The sequence below is a fragment of the Microbacterium sp. Leaf203 genome, from assembly GCF_001421275.1.
Lineage (GTDB): Bacteria > Actinomycetota > Actinomycetes > Actinomycetales > Microbacteriaceae > Microbacterium > Microbacterium testaceum_A.
In genome coordinates, this window is record NZ_LMKF01000022.1 from 1,517,222 (window position 1) to 1,540,394 (window position 23,173).

Sequence of the window (23,173 nt, forward strand, 5' to 3'; positions counted from 1 at the left end):
AGAGAAGAAGCCATGAGCCTCACCGCCGAGAAGACCGACGCGGCCGTCGTCGGACGCGTCGCGCGCGTCACCGGCCCGGTCGTCGACATCGAGTTCCCGCATGACGCGATCCCCGAGATCTACAACGCTCTGAAGACGACGATCACCATCGGTGACGAGTCGACCGAGATCACGCTCGAGGTCGCCCAGCACCTCGGTGACGACCTCGTCCGCGCCATCTCGCTCAAGCCCACCGACGGCATGGTCCGCGGCCAGGAAGTGCGCGACACCGGCGGCCCCATCTCGGTGCCTGTCGGCGACGTCACCAAGGGCAAGGTCTTTGATGTGACCGGCGAGGTGCTCAACGGCGCCCCCGGCGAGACCATCGAGGTCACCGAGCGTTGGGGCATCCACCGCAAGGCGCCCAGCTTCGACCAGCTCGAGTCGAAGACCGAGATGTTCGAGACCGGCATCAAGTCGATCGACCTCCTGACCCCCTACGTGCAGGGTGGAAAGATCGGTCTGTTCGGTGGCGCCGGTGTCGGCAAGACCGTCCTCATCCAGGAGATGATCCAGCGCGTCGCGCAGGACCACGGTGGTGTGTCGGTGTTCGCCGGTGTCGGTGAGCGCACCCGTGAGGGCAACGACCTCATCGCCGAGATGGAAGAGGCGGGTGTCTTCGACAAGACCGCCCTCGTGTTCGGCCAGATGGACGAGCCGCCGGGAACGCGTCTGCGCGTCGCCCTCTCGGCCCTGACGATGGCGGAGTACTTCCGCGACGTGCAGAAGCAGGACGTGCTGTTGTTCATCGACAACATCTTCCGCTTCACGCAGGCCGGTTCCGAGGTCTCGACGCTGCTCGGCCGCATGCCCTCCGCCGTGGGATACCAGCCGAACCTCGCCGACGAGATGGGTGTGCTCCAGGAGCGCATCACGTCGACTCGCGGTCACTCGATCACCTCGCTGCAGGCGATCTACGTCCCCGCCGACGACTACACCGACCCGGCTCCCGCGACCACGTTCGCGCACCTCGACGCCACCACCGAGCTCTCGCGTGAGATCGCGTCGAAGGGTCTGTACCCGGCCATCGACCCGCTGACCTCGACGAGCCGCATCCTCGACCCGCGCTACATCGGTGCCGACCACTACCGCGTCGCCACCAACGTGAAGCAGATCCTTCAGAAGAACAAGGAACTGCAGGAGATCATCGCCATCCTCGGTGTCGACGAGCTCTCCGAGGAAGACAAGATCGTCGTGTCGCGTGCGCGCCGCATCCAGCAGTTCCTCTCGCAGAACACCTACATGGCCAAGAAGTTCACCGGTGTCGAGGGCTCCACGGTCCCGATCAAGGAGACCATCGAGTCGTTCGACGCGATCGTCAAGGGTGACTTCGACCACGTCGCCGAGCAGGCGTTCTTCAACGTCGGTGGCATCTCCGACGTCGAGGCCAAGTGGGCGCAGATCCAGAAGGAGAACGGCTGACATGTCGTTGCGCGTGAGCCTGGTGTCGGCAGACGCCGAGGTGTGGACGGGGGAGGCGACGCTCGTCGTCGCCAAGACCGTCGAGGGTGAGATCGGCTTCATGCAGGGGCATGAGCCGGTGCTCGCGATCCTCGCCCAGGGCGAGGTGCGCATCACCCGCACCGACGGCACGAAGATCCTGGCCAACGCCGAGGACGGCTTCCTGTCGATGGCCGACGACGAACTCACCATCGTCGCCGGAAACGCCGCTCTCGTCTCCTGACGCCGCTTCATCGCTGACGCGCGTCGCCCGGTTCTCCGGGCGGCGCGCGTCGCTGTTTTCCCGAAGGGTCCCATGCTCGTCCTGCTCCCTCCGTCCGAGACCAAGCGCCCCGGCGGCGACGGTCCGATGCTCGATCTGGCGTCCCTTGCGCTCCCTTCTCTCCGGGACCCGCGCGAAACGGTCGTCGCCGCGCTGGTCGCGCTGTCCTCCGACGAGGACGAGGCCGCGCACGTACTGAAGATCAGTGCGAAGCGTCGGCACGAGATTTCCGACAACGCCGCGGTGCGCACGGCGCCCACCATGCCGGCGATCGATCGCTACACCGGGGTCTTGTTCGATGCCCTGGATGCCGCGTCCCTCGATGCGGCATCCCGTTCATGGCTCGGCGAGCACGTCCTCATCCAGTCGGCGCCGTTCGGGCCGGTCGGTGCCCTCGACGGCATCCCGCCGTATCGCCTGGCAGCGGGGACGTCGCTGCCCGGCGCCCCGGCTCTGCGGCGGATCTGGGCGGATGCCGTTCGACAGGCGTGGGCGCAGCGCCGACCCGACTTCGTCCTCGACCTGCGCTCGGAGGCGTACGCGGCTCTCGGGCCGCTGCCGGAGGGTGTCCCCTCGGCCTACGTGCGGGTCATGAGCGAGGACTCGGGTGGTCGGACTCGCGCACTCAACCACTTCAACAAGCATGCGAAGGGTGAGCTGGTGCGATCCCTCGCGTCCCGGGGCGTCCGCATCGCCTCGCTCGACGAGTTCGTGAGCTGGGCGTCCGACGCGGGGTGGGTGGTCCGCCCGGGGGAGGCCGGCGAGGTGACGCTCATTGTATGACATGGGCGTGCCCCTGTCAGGAAAGTCTCAGCGTCGCTAGCATGTGAGGCGCGGGGGGTGCGTGGATGCTTCCCGCGCACTCGCTTGGAAAGGAACTCGCATGAGTGACTCCTACTATTACGACGACGGGGGCAGCGCCGCTGCTCTCGCCATCTTGCTCGTCCTGATCCCGATCTTCCTCATCCTCGCCCTCGCGGCGTACGTGATCTCGTCGTTCCTCTACATGAAGATCTTCGAGAAGGCCGGTGTGCAGGGCAAGTGGCGCGCCTGGGTTCCGGTCTACAACGGACTGATCGCGGCCAAGCTCGGTGACGTGTCGCCGTGGGTCGTGCTGATCGCCATCGTCGCCTCGAGCGTCCTGTCGAACATCCCCGTCATCGGACCGGTGTTCAGCCTGGTCATCCTCGCCGTCGCGGTGATGTACTCGTACCGTATCGGCCTCAAGCTCGGTAAGGACTGGCCGCTGCTTCTTCTCTGGCTGATCCCGGGCGTCGGTGCGCTCATCTGGCTCGCGATCATTGCATTCAGCAACAACCGCTGGAACCCCGCGATCCCGCCCGCGCCGTGGGCGAACTCGTTCCTGGCCGACAAGACGGTCTGGAACGGGATCCCCGTTCAGCCCAGCCAGCCGGTCGCCGGCAACGGCGGAGGATACGCCGGTCCCGGATACGGTGCACCGCCGGCGCAGCCGTACAGCCCGCCGCAGACTCCGCCCGCAGCGGGAACGACGCCGCCCCCGCCCGCTCCGGGAACGACGCCGCCGCCCCCGGCTCCGCCGGCCGGCCCCCAGGTCTGACCTCCGCGAAGGGCTCCCCGTGTCGACGGGGAGCCCTTCGTCGTCCTCGGCGATAGCGTGGAGAGATGACGTCCTCCGTTCTTCCTCTTCGTGCCGTCGGTCGCTCCGGACTCCGCGTCTCCGCGGTGGGCCTGGGCTGCAACAACTTCGGACGAGCGGGAACCGCCACCGAGACACTCGACGGAACGCGCGCGGTGCTCGATGCGGCGATCGATGCGGGCGTGACTTTCCTCGACACCGCCGACATGTACGGTCGCGAGTTCGGTTTGTCAGAGACGCTGATGGGGGAGGCGCTCGAGGGGCGCCGCGATCAGGTCGTGCTGGCCACGAAGTTCGGGCACGCCGACTTCGCCCCCGCGGTGACCGGGGGGTCCAAGGGATCCCGCGCGCACGTGCGTCGTGCCGTCGAAGACTCGCTCCGACGCCTGCGCACCGACTGGATCGACCTGTACCAGCTGCACACGCCCGACCCGTCGACGCCGATCGAGGAAACCCTCGACGCCCTCGCCGACCTCGTCCGCGAGGGCAAGGTGCGCTACATCGGGCATTCGAACTTCTCAGGGTGGCGGATCGCCGAGGCCGAGCATGCCGCCGACGGCGTGCGGTTCGTCTCGGCCCAGAATCAGTACAGCCTGCTGGCCCGCGCCGCCGAGCGGGAGGTGCTGCCGGCCGCCGCTCGTTACGGCCTCGGGTTCCTGCCCTTCTTCCCCCTGCACAACGGCCTGCTGACCGGCAAGTTCACGCGGGACGGGGGCCCTGAGGGGAGCCGAATCATGCGTCAGCGACCCCACCTGTGGCGTGACGCCCCCTGGGACGCGCTCGAGCGCTACCAGGCCTTCTGCGATGCACGCGGGATCACGATGCTCGAGGCGACCTTCGCCTGGTTCCTCGCCAACCCCCTGGTCGCGAGCGTCATCGCGGGTGCGACGAGCGCAGAGCAGGTGCGCGCCAATGCCGCAGCCGCCACCGCCTGGACGCCGAGCGCCGAGGATCTCGCCGAGATCGACGGCATCCTTCCTCTGCCCGCCGATCCGGCCGCGGGATGAATGCCACCGCTGGGATGTGTCGGTGCGGCGCGTCCTCGGATCGTGCCCGAGCGTCGACTAAGATGACAGGGCCGTGCGTTTCCGCCGGCGCAGTCGTCGGCCAACCGGAGGATCGTTCGTGCCCGAGGTGACCACCCACACGCGCACCGTCCCGCTCGGTGACACCGTTCTCGAGCTGTCGTGGGCGGCCAGCACCGAGGTCGGACGCCGCCGCGAGGTGAACCAGGACGCCGTCCTCGCCGACTTCCCGCTGTTCGTCGTCGCCGACGGCATGGGCGGGCATCTCGGCGGAGAGATCGCGAGCGCGAGCACCGTCGAGCGGCTCCGTGCCGTGGTCGCGACGGGCCCGGTCTCGACGAAGAACATCGAGAAGGCGCTCTCGCGCGCGGTCAAAGACATCGTGGCCCACCCCGAGACCACCGACGAGGGCACCGGAACCACCCTCACCGGCGTGTACCTCGAGACCCACACCGAAGAACCGCACTGGGTGACGCTGAACATCGGCGACTCGCGCGTGTATCTTCTGCGCGACGGCGAGATCGTCCAGGTGACGACCGATCACTCCGTGGTGCAAGAGCTCATCGCCGCCGGGCGTCTGAGCCCCGAAGAAGCTGAGAACCACCCCTACGGAAACGTGATCACCCGCGCCGTGGGACCGAGCGACAGCGTCAAGCCCGACTACCTCCGCCTCGACGTGCTCGACGGCGATCGCTTCGTGATCTGCTCCGACGGTCTCACCAAAGAGCTCACGGATTTCGGCATCCGTCATTTCCTCGAGGCGAACACGGACCCGGCTGCAGCCGTCGAGGCCATGATGGCCGCCGCCCTCGAGAACGGCGGACGCGACAACATCTCGATCGTCGTCCTCGACGTCGCCCGCCGCTCCGCCTGAAAATCATCTTGACCGCGGAGACCGCGGATTCTACGTTCGGCATATGACCTCCGCACCCGAACGGACGGCCGGCAAAGGCCTGGCCACTGGCACCCTGGGCCTGTGGGGCTCGACCGTGATCGGTCTGGCATCCACCGCACCGGTGTATTCCCTCGTCGCGACGCTCGGCTTCGTCGTCCTCGCGGTGGGGGCGTCGGCGCCCATCGCGTTCGTGCTGGCCTTCATCCCGATGCTGTTCATCGCCTTCGCCTACCGCGAGTTGAACAACGAGGTGCCCGACTGCGGCACCACGTTCACGTGGGGGACGAAGGCGTTCGGCCCCTGGGTCGGGTGGATGGGAGGTTGGGGTGTCGCCGTCGCGGGGATGGTGGTGCTCGCCAACCTGTCGCAGATCGCCGGCATCTACCTGTGGTCGCTGATCGGAGACGGTTCCCTCGCCGAGAACGTGCCGCTCGTCACCGCAACGGGCGTGGCCTTCATCGCCGCGATGACCTACGTGAGCTACCGCGGGGTCGAGATCGGCGAGCGGATCCAGAACATCCTGCTCGCGGTGCAGTACCTCGTGCTGGTTCTCTTCGTGGTGCTGGCGCTGTGGAAGTTCTTCGACGGGACGGCGCCGAATCCCACCCCCTTCGATCTTGCGTGGTTCAACCCGTTCGGGTTCACGGATTGGAGCGGGTTCACCGAGGCCGTCCTGCTCGCGCTGTTCATCTACTGGGGGTGGGACACCTGCCTGGCGCTCAACGAAGAGACCAAGGACCCGAAGCGCATCCCGGGGCGCGCCGCGCTCCTGACCACCGTCATCCTGCTCGGCACCTACGTCACGGTCACGGTGGCGGCGATGATGTACGCCGGCGTCGGCGAGGACGGAGCGGGGCTGGCCAACCCCGCCAACGCCGACGACGTGTTCCTCGCGCTCAAGGACGACCTGTTCGGTCCGTTCGGGTGGGTCCTGATCGTCGCCGTGCTCATCTCGGCGGTGTCGTCGACGCAGACCACGATCCTCCCGACCGCGCGGGGAACGCTCGCGATGGCCGCCTATAAGGCGCTGCCGCACCGCTTCCAGACGGTGCACCCGCGCTTCCGCACGCCGTCGTTCTCGACGCTGGTGATGGGTGTCGTCGCGAGCGTCTACTACGTCGGCATGACGATCATCAGCGACAACATCCTGCAGGACTCGATCCTGTCGCTCGGGCTCGCGATCGCTTTCTACTACGCGATGACGGGGTACGCCTGCGTGTGGTTCTACCGACGCGAGCTGTTCTCGTCGACGAAGAACCTCGTCTACCGCGGCATCCTGCCCCTGCTGGGAGCCCTCATGCTGACGTACGCCTTCGTGCAGTCGGCCGTCGACATGTACGACCCCGAGTACGGCAACACCGTGCTCCTCGGCATCGGCGGCACCTTCGTCGTCGGTATCGGGGCGCTGGCGATCGGGATCGTGCTGATGGTGCTCTGGTACCTGTTCCCGGGATCGAAGCCGTTCTTCCGCGGCGAGAGCCTCAACCGCGAGACCGAGGTGCTCGTCCCGGACGAGCCGATCGCCCACCCGCGCTCGGTCGACGGGGGCATTTGAGCGGCCGCCGCACCGTGGAGGGGCGGGGCGTCGGAGTCAGACCGCGGAGCGGATCGAACCGACCTCGCGACCGCCGCCCAGGATCGACAGCGAGAGCTGCGCCACGGTGTCGTCGACCGCCGCGGCGGTGAGAGCCCCGACCCTCTCGAGCAGGCGCAGCGCGACGACATGTCCGGCGCGATTCGAGCCGTCGAGCATCTTGAGGGCGACCGTGGTGCCGTCGGGGGCGGTCATGACCTGCACGCCCTCGGCGCCCATCTTCGAGAAGACCCCGAGGCGTTCGATGACGATCGTGTCGGGCCGGCCGGGGCCGTCGATGGTCCACGGGTGCTCGCGCACGGCGCGCACGAGGGTTCCGGCGCTGCGGTGCAGAGCGAAGGGGGAGCGCTCCGACGACGTCGCGATGCGCTGGATGGCCCGCGCGAGACCGACGAGGCTCATGGCGTAGACGGGGGCTCCGCAGCCGTCGATCGCCGTCGTGGTCATGCGCTCACCCACGAGACGTTCGATGACCTCTCGGATGTGCGCCTGCAGCGGGTGCTGCGGATCGAGGTAGTCGCCCGTGCTCCAGCCGTTCGCCACGCAGGTCAGCAGCATCGCGGCGTGCTTGCCCGAGCAGTTCATGCGCAGCGGCGAGGGCGCGGCGTGATCACGCACCATCTCGTCGCGTGACGCGGTGTCAGTGGGCCAGGCCGCCGGGCACCCGAGGTCATCTTCGGTGAGGCCGGCGGACTGCAGGATGCCGCGAGCCACCTCGGCGTGGCGCTCGGTGCCCGCGTGGCTCGCCATCGAGATCGCGAGACGCTCGTCGGCGAGCTCGGCGCCCGCCGAGAGACACGCCAGCGCCTGCAGGGGCTTCATGCTCGAGCGGGGGAGGAAGAGCGCGCTCGCATCGCCGAGGGTCAGCTTCTCGGACCCGTCGGGGGCGAGGACAACGGCGACGCCGTAGTGGCGGGATTCGACGAAATCGTTGCGGTCGACGACGGCGAGTTCGACGGAGGCGGGGGGCGTAGCGGGCATCCGTCCATCGTATCGCGGGGGCTGTTCCGGACCCGGCGCGCGAGTCGACAGGAATCGTCGCCTCTGGGACGACCAAAGCGACGTTTCCTGGCCACTGCCGCGGACAAGACGGGCAGACTGGGTGACATGAACGGAGAGCACCATTACCGCCTGCGCTCGACCTGGACCGGCGACCTCGGCACGGGAACGAGCGGCTATCGCGACTACGAGCGGGCCGTGACCCTCGAGGTCGACGGAAAGCCCGCCATCGCGGCATCCGCCGACAAGCCCTTCCGCGGCGACCCCGCCAAGTGGAACCCCGAAGAACTGCTGATCGCGGCGTTGAGCGAGTGCCACCTGCTGTCGTACCTCTACGCGTGCGTGAAGGTGGGCGTCGTGGTCACCGGTTACGAGGACGACGCCTCGGGCACCCTGCAGGAGGACGGCAACGGCGGGGGAGCGTTCACCGAGGTCGTGCTGCGCCCGCGCGTCCGCGTGGCGGACGAGTCGATGATCGAGGCGGCGCGCGCGGCCCACCGCCCGGCGCGCGAGTGGTGCTTCATCGCCAACTCGGTCAACTTCCCGGTTCGGCACGAGCCCGAGGTGACCGCGGACTGAGCGCGCCGCGTCGCGCGTACGGGGAGCATGCGGCGGCGTCGTACAGTGAGCGCATGCCGCTCGAACCCGCCCTGCGCCGTCTCGACCGGATCGCCGGAGGCCGCCAGGCCGATCATCGCGTTCCCGTCTCCGCCGATCCGAAGGTCCGCCGGGCGTTCCGTGCGATCACCCTCTTGCTCGCGGCCGGTTTCGTCCTCGGCGTGGCCACGGTCGTCATCGCCCTGGTGATGACCGCGAACGGCGACGACGTCGGCTTCGCGGTCTGGATGCGCTGTCTCGTGGTGCTGGCGATCACGACGACCCTGTTCTACTTCCTCTGGCGCGCCCGCGCGGGGTGGTACTGGGCGTTCCGCCGCCTTCAGCTGTTCAGCCGGATCTTCCCGGTCATCGCGCTCGTGCTCGCGGCGATCCCGGGGCTCTACCCGTTCTGGGTGGTCACCGAGCAGATCCTCTTCGCGATCCTCCTCATCGGCGTCTCGGACTACCTTCAGTCCGACGCCGTCCGGGCGGCGTACCCCAAGCCGCAGCGGTGAGTTTTCGGCATCCGGATGCCGGGAACCCGGTGTCCCGCGAACGATGCGCCCCGCGAACGACGCACCCCCGCCGGCGCGAGGCCGACGGGGGTGCGTTCGTGAGGAGCGGGATCAGCGCACGTCCTCGTCGATCCAGTCCATCGACTTGGTGACGGCCTTCTTCCACAGGCGCAGCTCGCGCTCGCGCTCGCCGTCGTCCATGTTGGGCTCCCAGCGCTTGTCTTCCTGCCAGTTGGCGCGCAGGTCGTCGAGGTTGTCCCAGAAGCCGACCGCGAGGCCCGCGGCGTACGCGGCACCCAGGGCGGTGGTCTCGGCGACGACCGGGCGCACCACGGGTACGCCGAGGATGTCCGCCTGGAACTGCATGAGAGCGTCGTTGGCGGTCATGCCGCCGTCGACCTTGAGCTCGGCCAGGTCGACGCCGGAGTCGGCGTTGACGGCGTCGAGCACCTCGCGCGACTGGAAGGCGGTCGCCTCGAGGGCGGCACGGGCGATGTGGCCGCGGTTGACGTAGCGCGTCATGCCGACGATCGCGCCGCGGGCGTCGGGACGCCAGTAGGGCGCGAACAGGCCCGAGAACGCCGGGACGAAGTACACGCCGCCGTTGTCGTCCACGCTCTCGGCCAGCTTTTCGACCTCGGGGGCCGAGGAGATGATGCCGAGCTGATCGCGCAGCCACTGGATGAGCGAGCCGGTGACGGCGATCGATCCCTCGAGCGCGTAGCGGGCGGGCTGGTCGCCGAGCTTGTAGCCCAGCGTCGTGAGCAGACCGTTCTTCGAGTGGACGATCTCTTCGCCCGTCTGGAAGATGAGGAAGTTGCCCGTGCCGTAGGTGTTCTTGCTCTCACCCGGGTCGAAGGCCGCCTGGCCGAAGGTCGCGGCCTGCTGGTCGCCCAGGATGCCGGCGATCGGCGTCTCGCGCAGCAGCGACGAGGACTCGACGGTGCCGTAGACCTCGGAGGAGGAGCGGATCTCGGGGAGCATCGAGGCCGGCACGCCGAAGTCGGCGAGGATGTCCTCGCGCCACGACAGCGTCTCGAGGTCCATGAACAGCGTGCGGCTGGCGTTGGTGACGTCGGTCGCGTGCACGCCGCCGTCGATGCCGCCGGTCAGGTTCCACAGCACCCAGGTGTCGGTCGTGCCGAAGAGCAGGTCTCCGGCTTCGGCCTTCTCGCGGGCTCCGTCGACGTTCTCGAGGATCCAGACGATCTTGGTGCCCGAGAAGTAGGTCGCCAGCGGCAGACCGACGATGCTCTTGTAGCGCTCGGGGTCGCCGTCGGCGAGACGGTCGACGATGGACTGCGTCCGCGTGTCCTGCCAGACGATGGCGTTGTAGACGGGCTTGCCGGTGTTCTTGTCCCAGACCACCGCGGTCTCGCGCTGGTTGGTGATGCCGACGGCGGCGATGTCGTGGCGGGTGATGTCGGCGCGGCTGAGGGCCAGGCCGATCACCTCCTGGGTGTTGCGCCAGATCTCGGCGGGGTCGTGCTCGACCCATCCCGCGCGCGGGAAGATCTGCTCGTGCTCCTTCTGTCCGACGGAGACGACGCTCCCGGACTTGTCGAAGATCATCGCGCGCGTCGAGGTCGTGCCCTGGTCGATGGCGAGGACGTAGTCGGCCATGGATGGACTCCTTTGTCTGAATTCAGTGAACGGGTGAAGAGGTGGAGAAGGTGGGCGGGAGCGCCGGGCGACGCCCCCGCGGAGGTGTTACTTGCCGAGGCCGAGGAGCACGGGGGCCAGCAGACCCGCGATCAGACCACCGACGAGGGGACCGGCGACCGGAACCCAGGCGTAGCCCCAGTCGCTCGAACCCTTGCCCTTGATGGGGAGGATCGCGTGGGCGATGCGGGGGCCGAGGTCACGGGCCGGGTTGATCGCGTAGCCGGTGGGGCCGCCGAGGGAGGCGCCGATACCGACCACGAGCAGCGCCACGGGGACGGCCGCGAGGCCGCCGATGCCGCCGGGGACGCCGATGTCGGCTACGCCGTAGTCACCGAAGCCGAAGATCACGAACACCAGGACGAAGGTGGCGATGACCTCGGTGAGGAAGTTGAAGCCGTACGACCGGATCGCGGGACCGGTCGAGAACACGCCGAGCTTGGCGGCGGGGTCGGGCTCGTCGTCGAAGTGCTGCTTGTACGACGCCCAGGCGAGGACGGCGCCGATGATGGCACCGACCATCTGCGCGGCCACGGCCACGAGGAACTGGACGAAGGCGATCTTGCCGGCGACCAGGAGGCCGATCGAGACGGCGGGGTTCAGCTGAGCGCCGGAGTATGCGGAGACGATGACACCGGCGAAGACCGCCAGGCCCCAACCCCAGTTGACCATCAGGGTGCCGCCGGCGTTGCCCTTGGTCTTGGCGAGGGCCACGTTGGCGACCACGCCACAGCCCAACAGGATGAGCATCGCGGTGCCGACGACCTCCGAGAGGAAGTACAGCCCCAGGTTCACTTCTTGCATGTCGTCATCGACCTTTCTTTCGTCACCCGGACACCTTCGGCTCGGGCGGTAGTGCGGCTCGGTGCTCCGAACCTACGGCTCACGTGCGGGCGCGCAACAGGTGGCGCGCCCGCACGTTCTCTCAGATTCGGGCCACTCCGGCCTGTGCCAGGTCGACACGGTGGGCGGAGCGGAGAATCTCAGTAGTACGGGCCACTTCTTCGTCGACGCGCGCGGAGTCCCAACCGAGGGGCTCGGCGACCGCCTCGGCGACCTCCTGCAGGGTGCGCTCGGTCATGCCGCCGACGAACGCCAGGTGCGTGCGGCGCAGCAGCACGTCGATCAGGTGCACGACCTGCTCGTTCTCGGCGATGAACGCGAGCTCCTCGCGGAAGTACCCGGCCGCGTCGGGAACCGGCGTCGGCTCGGCGGGCAGGGCGGCGAGGATCGCGTCGGCACGGGTCCCGTAGCGCTCCAGCATCGCCTCGACGAGCTCCGCGGAGTGCGCATTCGTGCGCGCGGCGATCCAGCGGCGACGCTGCTCGGGCGTGGCGGGGAAGCCGGCTCCGCCGCCGATGGGCAGGCCCTGGGTGCTGACGCGGTGGGGGCGACGCAGCTTCTGCAGGGTCTTCATGCTGAGGTGCTCGGCGAGGGCGCGGAAGGTGGTCCACTTGCCGCCGACGAGGCTCATGGCGGGGACGCCCGCGACCTCGTCCTCGACGATGCGGTAGTCGCGCGAGACGAAGCCGGGGGCGGTGTCGTCGTGGCGGGGGAGCGGGCGGATACCCGAGAACGTGTAGACGATCTGCGAGCGGTCCACGCCGATGGTGGGGAAGACGTGTCCGATGAGGTCGAAGAAGTACTCGATCTCGTCGTCGGTGCACACGACCGGCTTCGAGGGATCGGCGTCGATGTCGGTCGTGCCGACCAGGACGCGGTCCTTCAGGGGGTAGATGAGGACGATGCGGCCGTCCGAGTGCTCGAAGAAGATCTCACGACCACCGGTGGCGGCGAGCAGCTCGGGGTTGTCGAGCACGATGTGCGAGCCCTTGGTGCCGCCCATGAAGGTCGTGTCGAGGCCCATCGCCTGGTTGGCCAGGTCGGTCCAGGGTCCGGCCGTGTTGAGGACGACCTTCGCCTTGACGCTGAACTCCTCGCCCGACACCTCGTCGCGCACGCGCACGCCGTTCGCGTCGGCGCCGACGGCCGAGACGTAGTTGACGGCCTGGGTGCGGCCCGCGCCGGCCTCGATGCCGTCGCGCAGCACGTCGAGGGCGATGCGCTCGGGGTCGTGCATCGAGGCGTCGAAGTAGGTCGCGGTGTAGGCGAGGTCGGGGTTGAGCTTCGGAAGCTCGGACAGCGACTTCTTCTTGCCGAGGAAGGTGTGGCGGGGGACGGATCCGCCGTCGCGCGAGAAGGTGTCGTACATGATCAGGCCGACCTTGATGAGCAGCGCGCCGCGCTCATTGGGCTTGCCGCGACCGTGCGTCACGAGAAGACGGAAGGGTGCCGACAGGATGCCGGAGAACGTCTTGTAGATCGGGATCGTCGTCTCGAGCGGCTTGACGTAGTGGGGAGCGGTCTTGAGCAGGTCATTTCGCTCGGTGACCGCTTCTTTGACGAGGCGGAACTCGCCGTTCTCGAGGTAGCGGATGCCGCCGTGCACCATGTGGCTGGAGGCCGAGGAGGCACCGGAGACGAAGTCGCCACGTTCGACGAGGGCGACGCTGACGCCCTGGAGGGCGAGGTCGCGGAGGGTGGCAAGGCCGTTGATGCCCCCTCCGATGATGAGGACGTCGAGGTTCTCGGCGTCGCGGAGCGCCTGGACGTCGGCGCGGAGCGGAGTAGCGGGGGACGACATGTCGACTGCGACCTTTCGTTGTTGGTACGACGATCACAATGCGCTTGTCTGCACGTTGTTGCAAGCCCCTTGAACAAACGTGCAGAATAGTGTTCATGAAGGTAACCGGACGGTGGTGACGCAGGCCGAGGAGCGCTCCCGTGACGCCCTGCGCGCGGCGCAGCTCTACTACATGCAGGACCTCACGATGGATGCCATCGCGCACGAGATGAGGGTCTCGCGCTCATCGGTGTCGCGTCTGCTGCAGCACGCCCGCGACGTCGGCCTCGTCACGATCTCGATCAGCCCGCCCGACGACGCCCGAGGGCAGATGGCCCAGCGGATCGCCGATCGCTTCGGCATCACGGCGCACGTCGTGCCCACGCCCCCGCGCACCTCCGAGGCCGAGCGGCTCGAGCGCACGGCGTTGACCGCCGCGCGCATCCTGGCGGAGCGCGTCGAGTCGTCGATGACGATCGGGGTGGCCTGGGGGTCGACCCTCTCGGCCGTGGCCCGCCACGTCCCCCAGAAGGACGTCCACGACACCCACATCGTGCAGATGAACGGTGCGGCCAACGTGCGCACCTCGGGCATCCCGTACGCGGGCGAGATCCTGTCGAAGTTCGGCGCGGCCTGGTCGTCGTCCGTGCACCAATTCCCGGTGCCCGCGCTGTTCGACGACCCCCTCACCAAGCAGTCGATGTGGCGGGAGCGCTCGGTGCGTTCGGTGCTCGAGATCCAGCAGCGCGTCGGCCTGTTCGTCTTCGGGCTCGGCTCCCCGCACGCCGACGTGCCCTCGCACGTCTACAGCGGCGACTACTTCGACGAGCGCGACCGCGCGGTCATCGAGCGCGAGGGCGTGGTCGGCGACTGCGCCACCGTGTTCTACCGCGCCGACGGCTCGAGCGACATCCCCGAGCTCAACGCCCGCTCGAGCGGGCCGGACCTCGACACCGTGCGGCGCATTCCCCGTCGTTTCTGCGTGGTGTCGAGCCTGTCCAAGCTCGACGGCCTGCGCGGCGCCCTGGCCGCCGATCTCGTCACCGAGCTGGTGGTCGAGGAGTCCCTCGCGCGCCGCCTGCTCAGCGTCACGCGCTGACGCGTTCGGTCGCCCCCGTCATCTCTCGCCGAACCCGTCGGCGATGAGGGCGTGCAGCTCGTCGAGCGCTGCTCGCGCCTCGGGACCCGAGGCGCTCACGCGGACGCGCGCACCCTGCCGCACGCCCAGAGCCATCAGAGCGAGCAGGCTCCGCCCCGACACCTCGTCGGATCCGGTCTCGAGGTCGGCGATGCGCACCTCGGCATCGTGGCGCGAGGCGGCCTTGACGAAGGTCGCGGCCGGACGCGCGTGCAGGCCCGAGGGATTGGTCACGACGGCCTCGAACGACAGCGACTGATCCTCCGCCGCCTTCTCCGCCGCCTGCGGAATGGATGCCGACTCTTCGGCGTCGTCGCCCAGCTGACGCGCCTTCGCCCCCGCGGCGGTGGCGCACTCCCGTGAAACGGTCTCGAGGTCCGCTCCGCCCGCGGCGGTCACCACGGCCGCCACGAGACCCTCCACGAAGGGGGCGGGGCTCAAGCGCACGCGGTCCGGCACCGCGACGAACTCGAGGGCCGTCTCGGCGCTGAGGATCGCGGACCCGAGGTCCATCAGGACGAGGACGCCGTCCCCGGAGTCCGCCTCGTCGATCGCGGCGGCGATGGCCACGGCATCCGTTCCGAGATCGTCGTCGGGGCCGCCGGCCGCGACGCGGACGTCGGGCGGATTCGCCCCGCCCATCTGCAGGGCCAGATGCACCGCGGCCTCGGCGAGGGCGCGGGAGTGCGAGACGGTGACGATCCCGATCACGCGGCTCCCGCCAGGGTGTCGCGCAGGGCTTCGAGCAGCAGGGTCGCCGAGGTGGCGCCGGGATCGAGGTGTCCGGCGCTGCGCTCGCCGAGGTAGCTCGCCCGGCCCTTGCGCGCGACCAGCGGCTCGGTCGCATCGCGCCCACGGGCCGCGGCGTCGGCGGCGGCGCGAGCGGCTTCAGCCAGGCCCTCGGCGGCCGCGGCGTCCCACGCGTCCAGGGCGGGGGAAAGGGCGTCGATCATCGTCTTGTCGCCCAGCTCGGCCTTGCCGCGGGCGACGACCCCCTCGACCCCGGCGCGCAGCGCGGCGCCGAGGGTCGCGGCATCCACCTCCGTCTCGGTGCCCAGCGCGGGGCCCATGCGCAGGAAGAGCGTGCCGTACAGCGGACCGCTCGCTCCGCCGACCGATGAGACGAGGGTCATGCCGACTGTCTTGAACAGATCGGAGGGGCTCGCGGGAGCGGGATCGAGCTTGGCGACGACCGCATCGAGACCACGCGCCATGTTCGACCCGTGGTCGGCGTCGCCGATCTCGGAGTCGAGGCGCGTCAACTCGTCCTTGTGCGCGTGGACGGCGTCGCGGAACGCGCGGACCCATGCGACGAGGTCGTCGGTCGAGACCGCCCCGCTCATGCGCCCCACCGCAGGCCCGGGGTCACGACGGGCGCATCCCACAGGCGCAGCATCTCGTCGTCGGCCTTCACGACGGTCAACGACGCCCCGGCCATGTCGAGGCTCGTGATGTAGTCGCCGATCAGAACGCGCTGGACGTCGACGCCGGCCCCGGCCAGCAGCGGCGCGATCTCTCCGTACAACAGGTACTGCTCGATCAGCGGGGTGCCGCCCAGGCCCGACAACAGCACGATCGCCGGTCCCACGGGCTCGCCGAAATCGTGCACGATCGGGTCGACCATGAGCTTGGCGATCTCTCGAGCGGATGCCAGCTTCACGCGCGAGCGACCGGGTTCGCCGTGGATGCCGACACCGACCTCCATCTCGTCGTCGGGGAGCTCGAAGGTGGGGCGGCCCGCGGCGGGGACGGTGCAGCTCGTGAGAGCCACGCCCATCGACCGGCCGGCGGCCGAGACGCGACGCGCGAGCTCGGCGACCGCCGCGAGATCGGCCCCTTCTTCGGCGAAGGCGCCGACGATCTTCTCGAGGATGACGGTGGTGCCCGTTCCGCGGCGACCCGCGGTCCAGGTCGAGTCGGTCACGGCGACGTCATCGGCCACGACGACCGATTCCACCTGCACGCCCTCGGCCGCGGCGAGCTCCGCCGCCATCTCGAAGTTGAGGACGTCTCCGGTGTAGTTCTTCACGATGTGCAGCACACCGGCACCCGAGTCGACCGCCTGCGTGGCGGCGAGCACCTGGTCGGGAGTGGGGGAGGTGAAGACCTCTCCTGCGGCCGCGGCATCGAGCATGCCCCGCCCGACGAAACCGCCGTGCATCGGCTCGTGCCCCGATCCACCGCCGGACACCAGCGCGACCTTGCCCGACCGCGTCGGCTCCGCGCGCAGGATGACCCGGTTCTCGGCATCCACCCGCACGTCCGGATGGGCGACCTGGATGCCGCGGAGGGCCTCGGCCAAGACGTCGGCGGGGTCGTTGACGAACTTCTTCACGGTGCCTCCTCGTTGTGGCGACGACGGTTCGGGCCGTCGGTTTCGACCCTGCTCGCAGGTCGCCGTTCCGTCAAGGAGGAAAAGCCGGTAAGACGCGGGCGCTCAGAGCCGCTCGTGGGGGAGGACCTGCTTGATGCGCTCGATCGGGTTCTGCGCCGGGGCCTCGTTGTAGGCGTTCGCGAGCTCCTGCTCGCTCAGGGCGTGGATCGCGGCCATGATCTCGTCGGTGGCGCCACGGCGCGCGCGGCCCGAGGAAGCGGCCCCGTGCGGGGAGAGATCGAGGGGGGCGCCGAAACGCACCGTGATGCGCTCCTTGGTCGTGGGGATCTTCGCGCCCACCGGCATGACCTTGTCGGTGCCGATGAGACCCACCGGCACGACCGGAGCTCCGGTCTGCAGGGCGAGGAAGGCGACCCCGGTCCGGCCCTTGTACAGGCGACCGTCGAGCGAACGCGTGCCCTCGGGGTAGAGCGCGACGGCGCGGCCGTCCTCGAGTAGGGCGCGCTGTTGGTCGAGGGCCTCGAGCGCCTTCTGGCCCGCGCCGCGCTCGACCGGGATGGCGCCGATCGCCGTGAAGAACTGACGCGACGCCCACTTCTCGAAGTAGGCCGACTTCGCCATGAAGTGCACCGGGCGGGGAGCGGCGACCGGGATGGCGATGGAATCGATGAACGACAGGTGGTTGCTCGCGAAGATGACGGGGCCGATGCGCGGGACGTTCTCGCGCCCCTCGATGCGCGGGCGGTACACGGCACGCGCCAGGGGGGCGATGAGGAGACGTCCGAGACGGTAGGTCGCGCCCATCTGCTCCGGCACGGTCACGGGGGTCTCGGCGGGCAGGTCGGAACTCACCCGTCGAGGCTACTCGCCGCCGCATGCCCGGGCGTGCATGGTGCGCGCGTGTACACGACGAACGCGCGCGAGCGAGGACGCGCACCGGCCTCCCAGCCGCGGCAAAGACGAATGCGCGAGGATGGGGTCTTCCTGTCTTGCTTCGAGAGGTCACCCGTGCGCTTCCGCCCGATCGCTTCCCTGTCCGTCGTCGCCGCCGCGGCCCTGCTGCTGGCCGGATGCTCCGGTTCCCCCGACGAGGCGTCGACGCCCGACGCGAGCGGCTCGGCCGACGCGGGACAGTGCCAGAGCGCGCTCGCCGACGCCCCGGCCCCCGACGGTCTCGTCGTGTCGGGAGACTTCCAGTCGAAGGTCAGCGTCACCCTCCCCGACGGGTACAACCCCACCGCCCTGCAGCGCACGACCCTCGTCGAGGGCACGGGCCAGCAGGTGAAGGCCGGCGACGTCCTCAAGGCGAACTTCACGCTGATCGACACCGCCTCCGGCGCCGTCCAGCTCCAGACGCTCGACACCGAGCCGAACGGCATGGACACGCTCATCTCTTCGCAGCAGATCTTCGGCGCCGCCCTCGAGTGCGCCCCCCTCGGGTCGCGCACCGTCTCGTCGTTCCCCGCCGGCACGCTCGGCGAGGGCTCGCCCGCCTTCGTGCTCGTCGCCGACTCCCTCTCCGAGCTGCCGACCCGCGCCGAGGGCACCGAGGTCCCTCCCGTCGACGGCATGCCCGCGGTGACGTTCGACGACAACGGCGCCCCCACCACCACGACGAACGCCGACGGCAAGCAGATGCTGCCCCAGCCGACGGCTCCGGCGCCCACCGAGGTCCGCATCGAGAACCTGCGCCAGGGCGCGGGCGAGGTCGTGAACCCGGGCGATCAGGTGATCGTGCAGTACACGGGCGCGCTCTACGACAGCGGTCAGGTCTTCGACTCCAGCTGGCAGCGCGGGGCCCCGGCCCAGTTCGTGACCAACCAGGTCGTCGACGGGTTCCGCCAGGCGCTCGAGGGGCAGACGGTCGGCTCGCAGGTCGTCGTCGTCATCCCGCCCGCCGCGGGCTACGGCGACAAGGCCCAGGGCGACATCCCCGCGAACTCGACCCTGTTCTTCGTCGTCGACATCCTCGGGGTCCAGCACGCCGACATGGCGGGCTAAGTAGGCTGAGGGAATGCGCCGCGTCCTCATCCTCGGTTCCACCGGTTCGATCGGCACGCAGGCGCTCGACGTCATCGCGAACAACGCCGACCGATTCGAGGTCGTCGGACTCGCCGCCGGCACCGATCGCGCCGGCGTCGAGTCCCAGGCCGCGGCCTTCGGCGTCGAGCACACGGCCCTCGGCGCGGTCGAGGCGGAGCAGCTCGTCCGCGACGTCGAGACCGACGTGGTGCTCAACGGCATCACCGGATCGGTCGGACTCGGCCCCACGATCGCCGCGCTCGAAACGGGACGCACCCTCGCGCTCGCCAACAAGGAGTCGTTGATCGTCGGCGGCGACCTCGTCACCGCCCTCGCCGCGCCGGGGCAGATCGTGCCCGTCGACTCCGAGCACTCGGCGATCGCGCAGGCGCTACGATCCGGTCACGCCGGCGAGGTGCGCCGGCTCGTGCTCACGGCATCCGGAGGCCCTTTCCGTGGGCGCTCGCGGGACGAGCTGCAGAACGTCACCCCCGCCGAAGCCCTCGCTCACCCGACGTGGGACATGGGGCGCGTCGTCACGACGAACTCGGCCACCCTCGTCAACAAGGGCCTCGAGGTGATCGAAGCGCACCTGCTCTTCGACGTGCCGTACGACCGCATCGCCGTGACCGTCCACCCGCAGTCGATCGTGCACTCCATGGTGGAGTTCGTCGACGGCTCGACCATCGCCCAGGCGTCGCCGCCCGACATGCGGCTCCCCATCTCGTTGGGGCTCGACTGGCCGAACCGGATCTCGGGTGTCGGCGCCCCGCTCGACTGGACCCGCGCCTCGGAGTGGACGTTCGAGCCGCTCGACGAGAAGGCCTTCGGCTCGGTGGCCCTCGCGAAACAGGTCGGACGGGCCGGGGCGACCTACCCCGCCGTCTTCAACGCCGCCAACGAACAGGCCGTCGACGCGTTCCACGAGGGACGGTTGGGTTTCCTCGAGATCGTCGAACTGATCGAACGCGTGGTCGATCGCCACGAGCCGCCCACGACGCTCACCCGCGAGTCCCTCGCCGAGGCCGAGGCCTGGGCGCGTCGCACGGCAGACGCGCTCATCGCCGCGCGCTGAGACGGGCCGGGCGGCGGGTTCGACGAGCTCAGCCCCCTCGTGATGGGAGAGGTCCCCGAGCCTGTCGAAGGGGCCCGCGCGTGCGCTGACCCCGGCGGGCTCGGCCCTCGTAGGGGAAGGTCCCCGAGGGGGTCAAGCCCTGCGGCTCACCGTCCTCGGCTGGAGGGCCCCTGAGCCGGGCCAGGGGGGACGGGATGCCGCGTTACCCGCGCCTCAGGCCGGGAACTCCACCGGGCGCTCGGGGTCGGACGACGGGGTGCTGTCGGTCGGGTAGGGCACGGGCCACTGCGGGTCGGGCACGGGCCATCCGGCCGCGCGCAGGGCGCGACGCGACAGCTCGCGCGCCGAGTAGGGCGTGCGCACCCCGCGGATGTCGCGGTAGTCCTGGTGACCGGGGCCGGCCCAGAGGATCGCGTCGCCCTCGCCGACGAGCTTCACGGCCTCGAGGATCGCGCGCTCGGGCGGGGTGAACTCGAGGATCTCGGCATCCGGTCGCGCTCGACGCGCCCCCTCGACGAGGACCTCGCGGATCGTGTCGGGGTTCTCGTGACGGGGGTGGTGGTCGGTGACGACGAGGATGTCGCTGCCCTCGACCGCCGTGCGGCCCATGTCGTGGCGCTTAGTGGCGTCGCGGTCGCCGTCGGCGCCGAACACCATGACGACCTTGCCCGGGGTCACCCGGCGGACCGCGGCGAGCGTCTTCTCGAACGCGTCGGGGGAGTGACCGAAGTCGACGTAGACCGCGGGGCCCTCGGCCCCCGAGACGAGCTGCGTGCGGCCGGGCAGCGAGGCCTCGATGTGCGAGCCGTCGAGAGTGCTGTAGAGGTGCTCCCAGGTGTATCCGACCTCGAGGAGCATGACGATCGCGAGACCGGCGTTGGCGGCCATGTGGCGGCCGATCACCGGGACGACGGTGGTCAACGAGCGACCCTTGCCGTCGCTCAGGGTGAACTCGGTGCCCTCCTGGCGTTCGTCGACGATGTCGACGGTCCAATCGGCGGATGCCGCGGCGGCGGCGTCTTCGCTGATAGCGGGGGTCGCGATGGTCACGACCGGGATCTCCGCGCGAGCGGCAATCTCGGCGCCGGGCGCCGAATCGAGGCAGACGACACCGCGGCGGGCGCGGTCGGGGCGGAAGAGGGGGAGCTTCGCCTCGAAGTACTCGCGCATGTCCGCGTAGTCGTCGAGGTGGTCGTGCGTGAGGTTGGTGAACCCCGCGACGTCGAACACCAGTCCGTCGACGCGGTGACGGGTCAGCGCCTGGGCGCTCACCTCGACCGCGACCGCCTGCACGCCGCGTTCGCGCATGAGCGCGAGGAGGGCGTGGAACTCGGAGGCTTCGGGGGTGGTCAGGCGCGAGACGATGACCTCGCCCGCGATGTGCCGCTCGGCGGTGGACGACAGCCCGGTCACGACGCCGAGCTGGTCGAGGATCCCCTCGAGCAGGTGCGAGACGCTGGTCTTGCCGTTGGTGCCCGTGGTGGCCAGCAGCTCGGGGAGCTGGTCGTCGGGACCGGTGCCGTAGACCCACGCAGAGAGCTCGCCGAGGAGCGCGCGGGGATCGTCCACGACGACGATCGGAAGACCCGCGGGACCGGCGATCTCGGCGCCCGCGGCGTCGGTGATGACGGCGACCGCACCGCGTGCGGCGGCGGTGGGCGCGAACTCCGCACCGTGCCGGTTGACGCCGCGGATGGCGACGAAGGCCTCTCCGGCGCGCAGGTCGGCGGTGGCCAGCGTGATGCCGGTGAGAGTCGTGCCGTCGACGTCTCCGACGGTGCGCACGCCGTAGCGTCGGGCGAGTTCGGCGAGGTCGCGTCGCGGCGGGTTCTCCGGTCGGAGGACGGGCGGCAGGTTCGAGGGGGCGTCGGAGGGCATCGAGACCATTCTCTCATCCGGTGTCGCACAGGCACCGCATCGCAGCCGCACGGGCGGTTCAAAGGCGTCCGGCGGTATCGTCGGCGGGTGACTGCGATCGCGTTCCTCATCGGCGTCATCGTGCTCGTGCTCGGCTTGGCCGTCTCGATCGCGCTGCACGAAGTCGGGCATCTGCTGCCCGCCAAGCTCTTCGGCGTGCGCGTCGGCCAGTACATGATCGGCTTCGGCCCGACGCTCTGGTCCAAGCGGATCGGCGAGACGGAGTACGGCTTCAAGGCCCTGCCGCTGGGCGGCTTCATCTCGATGGCGGGCATGTACCCGCCGGCTCCCGACGACGCCAAGCCCGGCACCAAGCGCTCGCGCTTCTTCGCGACGATGATCCAGGACGCCCGCGAAGCCAACGCCGAGACCCTCATCGCCTCCGACGATCGCGTGTTCTACAAACTGCCCGTCTACAAGCGGATCATCGTGATGCTCGGCGGCCCCGTGATGAACCTCGTCCTCGCCGTCGTGCTCTTCGCGATCGCCCTCAGCGGTATCGGCATCCAGCAGGGCACCACGACCGTCGCCTCCGTCTCGCAGTGCGTCATCCCCGCGAGCCAGAACCGCACCGACTGCACCCCCAGCGATCCCGTCGCCCCCGCGGCCGCCGCGGGCATCCAGCCCGGGGACGAGTTCGTCTCGATCGACGGCACGCCGGTGTCGACGTTCGCCGAGGCCGCGGCGATCATCCAGCGCTCGCCCGGCCAGCAGCTGTCGGTGGTCATCGACCGTGACGGCGCGCAACGCACCGTGCAGTTCACCCCCGCGACCACCGACAAGGCCGTCACCGATGCGAACGGCCGGCCCGTCGTCGACGCGTCGGGTGCGACCGAGTATCAGACGGTCGGTTTCGCCGGGATCAGCCCGCAGAGCGCCCTCGTCCGCCAGCCGATCGGGACGAGCCTTCAGGCGACGGGCCAGTACATCGGCTCGGTCGCGCAGATCGTGTCGCAGTTCCCCGTCCGCATCTACGAGGTCGCCGTCGACACCCTCAGCGGCCAGCCCCGCGACGCGAACAGCCCCATGAGCGTGGTGGGGGCGGGCCGTCTCGCGGGAGACATCGCCGCCGTCGACGCGCCGATCCTCGACCGCGTGCAGGTGATGATCTCCCTGCTGGGCGGGTTGAACATTGCCCTCTTCGTCTTCAACCTCATCCCGCTGCTCCCGCTCGACGGCGGCCATGTCGTGGTCGCGCTGTGGGACGGCATCAAGAGGCAGATCGCGCGCCTGCGCGGCAAAGTCGCCCGGCCGGTGGATGCCACGAAGCTCGTGCCCGTGACGTTCGTCGTCGTGGTGCTTCTGGTCGCGACCGGCGGTGTGCTGTTCCTCGCGGACATCTTCAACCCGGTGCAGCTGCTCTAGGCGCGCGCTCGTGGTTCGAAGGTCCCTGAGC

The 23,173-nt window shown here is 69.6% G+C and carries 22 protein-coding genes; 13 read left to right on the forward strand and 9 right to left on the reverse strand.

The window, feature by feature from the left end; translation table 11 throughout:
- Window positions 1-12 precede the first annotated feature (12 nt).
- The 7 genes from atpD (at window position 13) to ASE56_RS08325 (ending at window position 6,855) form a co-directional block, all read left to right on the forward strand.
- Window positions 13-1,461, forward strand: a complete 1,449-nt coding sequence (atpD, locus tag ASE56_RS08295) for a F0F1 ATP synthase subunit beta (RefSeq protein ID WP_056227133.1) — start codon at window positions 13-15, stop codon at window positions 1,459-1,461.
- 1 nt (window position 1,462) lies between these two features.
- Window positions 1,463-1,723 (forward strand): F0F1 ATP synthase subunit epsilon, encoded by a 261-nt coding sequence (locus ASE56_RS08300; protein ID WP_056227136.1) that lies wholly within the window; start codon window positions 1,463-1,465, stop codon window positions 1,721-1,723.
- A 72-nt stretch (window positions 1,724-1,795) separates the two neighbouring features.
- On the forward strand, window positions 1,796-2,545 hold the full coding sequence (locus ASE56_RS08305; protein WP_056227139.1) for a YaaA family protein: 750 nt from the start codon (window positions 1,796-1,798) through the stop codon (window positions 2,543-2,545).
- Window positions 2,546-2,645: 100 nt separating this feature from the next.
- The gene (locus ASE56_RS08310; RefSeq protein ID WP_056227142.1) at window positions 2,646-3,341 is read left to right on the forward strand and encodes a hypothetical protein; all 696 of its coding nucleotides are present in this window, start codon (window positions 2,646-2,648) and stop codon (window positions 3,339-3,341) included.
- Between the two features lie 65 nt (window positions 3,342-3,406).
- On the forward strand, window positions 3,407-4,387 hold the full coding sequence (locus tag ASE56_RS08315) for an aldo/keto reductase (protein ID WP_056227145.1): 981 nt from the start codon (window positions 3,407-3,409) through the stop codon (window positions 4,385-4,387).
- 118 nt (window positions 4,388-4,505) lie between these two features.
- A complete protein-coding gene (locus ASE56_RS08320; protein WP_056227148.1) occupies window positions 4,506-5,279 on the forward strand; it encodes a PP2C family serine/threonine-protein phosphatase in 774 nt (257 codons plus the stop codon).
- Window positions 5,280-5,322: 43 nt separating this feature from the next.
- Window positions 5,323-6,855: an APC family permease gene (locus ASE56_RS08325; RefSeq protein ID WP_056227152.1), complete on the forward strand. Its 1,533-nt coding sequence runs from the start codon at window positions 5,323-5,325 to the stop codon at window positions 6,853-6,855.
- A 36-nt stretch (window positions 6,856-6,891) separates the two neighbouring features.
- Here the strand turns inward: ASE56_RS08325 and ASE56_RS08330 are convergent, their stop codons facing one another.
- Window positions 6,892-7,875 (reverse strand): asparaginase, encoded by a 984-nt coding sequence (locus ASE56_RS08330; protein WP_056227154.1) that lies wholly within the window; start codon window positions 7,873-7,875, stop codon window positions 6,892-6,894.
- Between the two features lie 126 nt (window positions 7,876-8,001).
- Between ASE56_RS08330 and ASE56_RS08335 the strand changes: the two genes are divergently transcribed.
- Both ASE56_RS08335 and ASE56_RS08340 read left to right on the forward strand, forming a co-directional pair.
- Window positions 8,002-8,472: an OsmC family protein gene (locus ASE56_RS08335; protein WP_056227158.1), complete on the forward strand. Its 471-nt coding sequence runs from the start codon at window positions 8,002-8,004 to the stop codon at window positions 8,470-8,472.
- 53 nt (window positions 8,473-8,525) lie between these two features.
- The gene (locus tag ASE56_RS08340) at window positions 8,526-9,005 is read left to right on the forward strand and encodes a hypothetical protein (protein ID WP_056227163.1); all 480 of its coding nucleotides are present in this window, start codon (window positions 8,526-8,528) and stop codon (window positions 9,003-9,005) included.
- Between the two features lie 111 nt (window positions 9,006-9,116).
- On the opposite strand, the gene glpK is transcribed toward ASE56_RS08340, so the two are convergent.
- The 3 genes from glpK to ASE56_RS08355 all read right to left on the reverse strand — a co-directional run bounded on the left by glpK (window position 9,117) and on the right by ASE56_RS08355 (window position 13,311).
- Window positions 9,117-10,628, reverse strand: coding sequence for a glycerol kinase GlpK (gene glpK / locus ASE56_RS08345; RefSeq protein ID WP_056227166.1), 1,512 nt, complete (start codon window positions 10,626-10,628; stop codon window positions 9,117-9,119).
- An 87-nt stretch (window positions 10,629-10,715) separates the two neighbouring features.
- Window positions 10,716-11,471, reverse strand: a complete 756-nt coding sequence (locus tag ASE56_RS08350; protein ID WP_056227169.1) for an MIP/aquaporin family protein — start codon at window positions 11,469-11,471, stop codon at window positions 10,716-10,718.
- A 121-nt stretch (window positions 11,472-11,592) separates the two neighbouring features.
- A complete protein-coding gene (locus ASE56_RS08355) occupies window positions 11,593-13,311 on the reverse strand; it encodes a glycerol-3-phosphate dehydrogenase/oxidase (protein ID WP_056227172.1) in 1,719 nt (572 codons plus the stop codon).
- Window positions 13,312-13,423: 112 nt separating this feature from the next.
- Between ASE56_RS08355 and ASE56_RS08360 the strand changes: the two genes are divergently transcribed.
- Window positions 13,424-14,389: a sugar-binding transcriptional regulator gene (locus tag ASE56_RS08360; RefSeq protein ID WP_056227175.1), complete on the forward strand. Its 966-nt coding sequence runs from the start codon at window positions 13,424-13,426 to the stop codon at window positions 14,387-14,389.
- Window positions 14,390-14,407: 18 nt separating this feature from the next.
- Here the strand turns inward: ASE56_RS08360 and dhaM are convergent, their stop codons facing one another.
- The 4 genes from dhaM to ASE56_RS08380 all read right to left on the reverse strand — a co-directional run bounded on the left by dhaM (window position 14,408) and on the right by ASE56_RS08380 (window position 17,567).
- Window positions 14,408-15,139 carry a dihydroxyacetone kinase phosphoryl donor subunit DhaM gene (dhaM, locus tag ASE56_RS08365; protein ID WP_056227178.1) on the reverse strand — a complete coding sequence of 244 codons (732 nt, stop codon included), beginning with the start codon at window positions 15,137-15,139 and terminating at the stop codon, window positions 14,408-14,410.
- Window positions 15,136-15,771 (reverse strand): dihydroxyacetone kinase subunit DhaL, encoded by a 636-nt coding sequence (dhaL, locus tag ASE56_RS08370; RefSeq protein WP_056228459.1) that lies wholly within the window; start codon window positions 15,769-15,771, stop codon window positions 15,136-15,138. Before dhaL ends, dhaM begins: the two co-directional genes overlap by 4 nt.
- A complete protein-coding gene (gene dhaK, locus ASE56_RS08375) occupies window positions 15,768-16,763 on the reverse strand; it encodes a dihydroxyacetone kinase subunit DhaK (RefSeq protein ID WP_056227181.1) in 996 nt (331 codons plus the stop codon). Before dhaK ends, dhaL begins: the two co-directional genes overlap by 4 nt.
- Window positions 16,764-16,865: 102 nt before the next feature.
- A complete protein-coding gene (locus ASE56_RS08380; protein ID WP_143017802.1) occupies window positions 16,866-17,567 on the reverse strand; it encodes a 1-acyl-sn-glycerol-3-phosphate acyltransferase in 702 nt (233 codons plus the stop codon).
- A gap of 204 nt (window positions 17,568-17,771) precedes the next feature.
- Between ASE56_RS08380 and ASE56_RS08385 the strand changes: the two genes are divergently transcribed.
- Together ASE56_RS08385 and dxr are read left to right on the forward strand one after the other, a co-directional pair.
- Entirely contained in the window at window positions 17,772-18,764 is a 993-nt protein-coding gene (locus ASE56_RS08385; RefSeq protein WP_056227188.1) for an FKBP-type peptidyl-prolyl cis-trans isomerase, read from the forward strand.
- A gap of 13 nt (window positions 18,765-18,777) precedes the next feature.
- Window positions 18,778-19,860, forward strand: a complete 1,083-nt coding sequence (dxr, locus tag ASE56_RS08390; RefSeq protein WP_056227191.1) for a 1-deoxy-D-xylulose-5-phosphate reductoisomerase — start codon at window positions 18,778-18,780, stop codon at window positions 19,858-19,860.
- Window positions 19,861-20,073: 213 nt separating this feature from the next.
- Here the strand turns inward: dxr and ASE56_RS08395 are convergent, their stop codons facing one another.
- Window positions 20,074-21,738 carry a Mur ligase family protein gene (locus ASE56_RS08395; protein WP_056228463.1) on the reverse strand — a complete coding sequence of 555 codons (1,665 nt, stop codon included), beginning with the start codon at window positions 21,736-21,738 and terminating at the stop codon, window positions 20,074-20,076.
- A gap of 87 nt (window positions 21,739-21,825) precedes the next feature.
- On the opposite strand from ASE56_RS08395, the gene ASE56_RS08400 reads away from it, so the two are divergent.
- Window positions 21,826-23,142, forward strand: coding sequence for an RIP metalloprotease (locus ASE56_RS08400; protein ID WP_056227194.1), 1,317 nt, complete (start codon window positions 21,826-21,828; stop codon window positions 23,140-23,142).
- Window positions 23,143-23,173 lie beyond the last annotated feature (31 nt).

What these genes read in the sequence shown, in the direction of transcription:
- dxr (WP_056227191.1), top strand. Translation starts at nt 18,778, where the DNA reads ATGCGCCGCGTCCTCATCCTCGGTTCCACCGGTTCGATCGGCACGCAG.
- ASE56_RS08300 (WP_056227136.1), top strand. Translation starts at nt 1,463, where the DNA reads ATGTCGTTGCGCGTGAGCCTGGTGTCGGCAGACGCCGAGGTGTGGACG.
- ASE56_RS08330 (WP_056227154.1), bottom strand. Translation starts at nt 7,875, where the DNA reads ATGCCCGCTACGCCCCCCGCCTCCGTCGAACTCGCCGTCGTCGACCGC.
- atpD (WP_056227133.1), top strand. Translation starts at nt 13, where the DNA reads ATGAGCCTCACCGCCGAGAAGACCGACGCGGCCGTCGTCGGACGCGTC.
- ASE56_RS08380 (WP_143017802.1), bottom strand. Translation starts at nt 17,567, where the DNA reads ATGGGCGCGACCTACCGTCTCGGACGTCTCCTCATCGCCCCCCTGGCG.
- ASE56_RS08355 (WP_056227172.1), bottom strand. Translation starts at nt 13,311, where the DNA reads ATGTCGTCCCCCGCTACTCCGCTCCGCGCCGACGTCCAGGCGCTCCGC.
- ASE56_RS08310 (WP_056227142.1), top strand. Translation starts at nt 2,646, where the DNA reads ATGAGTGACTCCTACTATTACGACGACGGGGGCAGCGCCGCTGCTCTC.
- ASE56_RS08340 (WP_056227163.1), top strand. Translation starts at nt 8,526, where the DNA reads ATGCCGCTCGAACCCGCCCTGCGCCGTCTCGACCGGATCGCCGGAGGC.
- ASE56_RS08305 (WP_056227139.1), top strand. Translation starts at nt 1,796, where the DNA reads ATGCTCGTCCTGCTCCCTCCGTCCGAGACCAAGCGCCCCGGCGGCGAC.
- dhaL (WP_056228459.1), bottom strand. Translation starts at nt 15,771, where the DNA reads ATGAGCGGGGCGGTCTCGACCGACGACCTCGTCGCATGGGTCCGCGCG.
- ASE56_RS08350 (WP_056227169.1), bottom strand. Translation starts at nt 11,471, where the DNA reads ATGCAAGAAGTGAACCTGGGGCTGTACTTCCTCTCGGAGGTCGTCGGC.
- ASE56_RS08325 (WP_056227152.1), top strand. Translation starts at nt 5,323, where the DNA reads ATGACCTCCGCACCCGAACGGACGGCCGGCAAAGGCCTGGCCACTGGC.
- ASE56_RS08395 (WP_056228463.1), bottom strand. Translation starts at nt 21,738, where the DNA reads ATGCCCTCCGACGCCCCCTCGAACCTGCCGCCCGTCCTCCGACCGGAG.
- ASE56_RS08315 (WP_056227145.1), top strand. Translation starts at nt 3,407, where the DNA reads ATGACGTCCTCCGTTCTTCCTCTTCGTGCCGTCGGTCGCTCCGGACTC.
- glpK (WP_056227166.1), bottom strand. Translation starts at nt 10,628, where the DNA reads ATGGCCGACTACGTCCTCGCCATCGACCAGGGCACGACCTCGACGCGC.
- ASE56_RS08335 (WP_056227158.1), top strand. Translation starts at nt 8,002, where the DNA reads ATGAACGGAGAGCACCATTACCGCCTGCGCTCGACCTGGACCGGCGAC.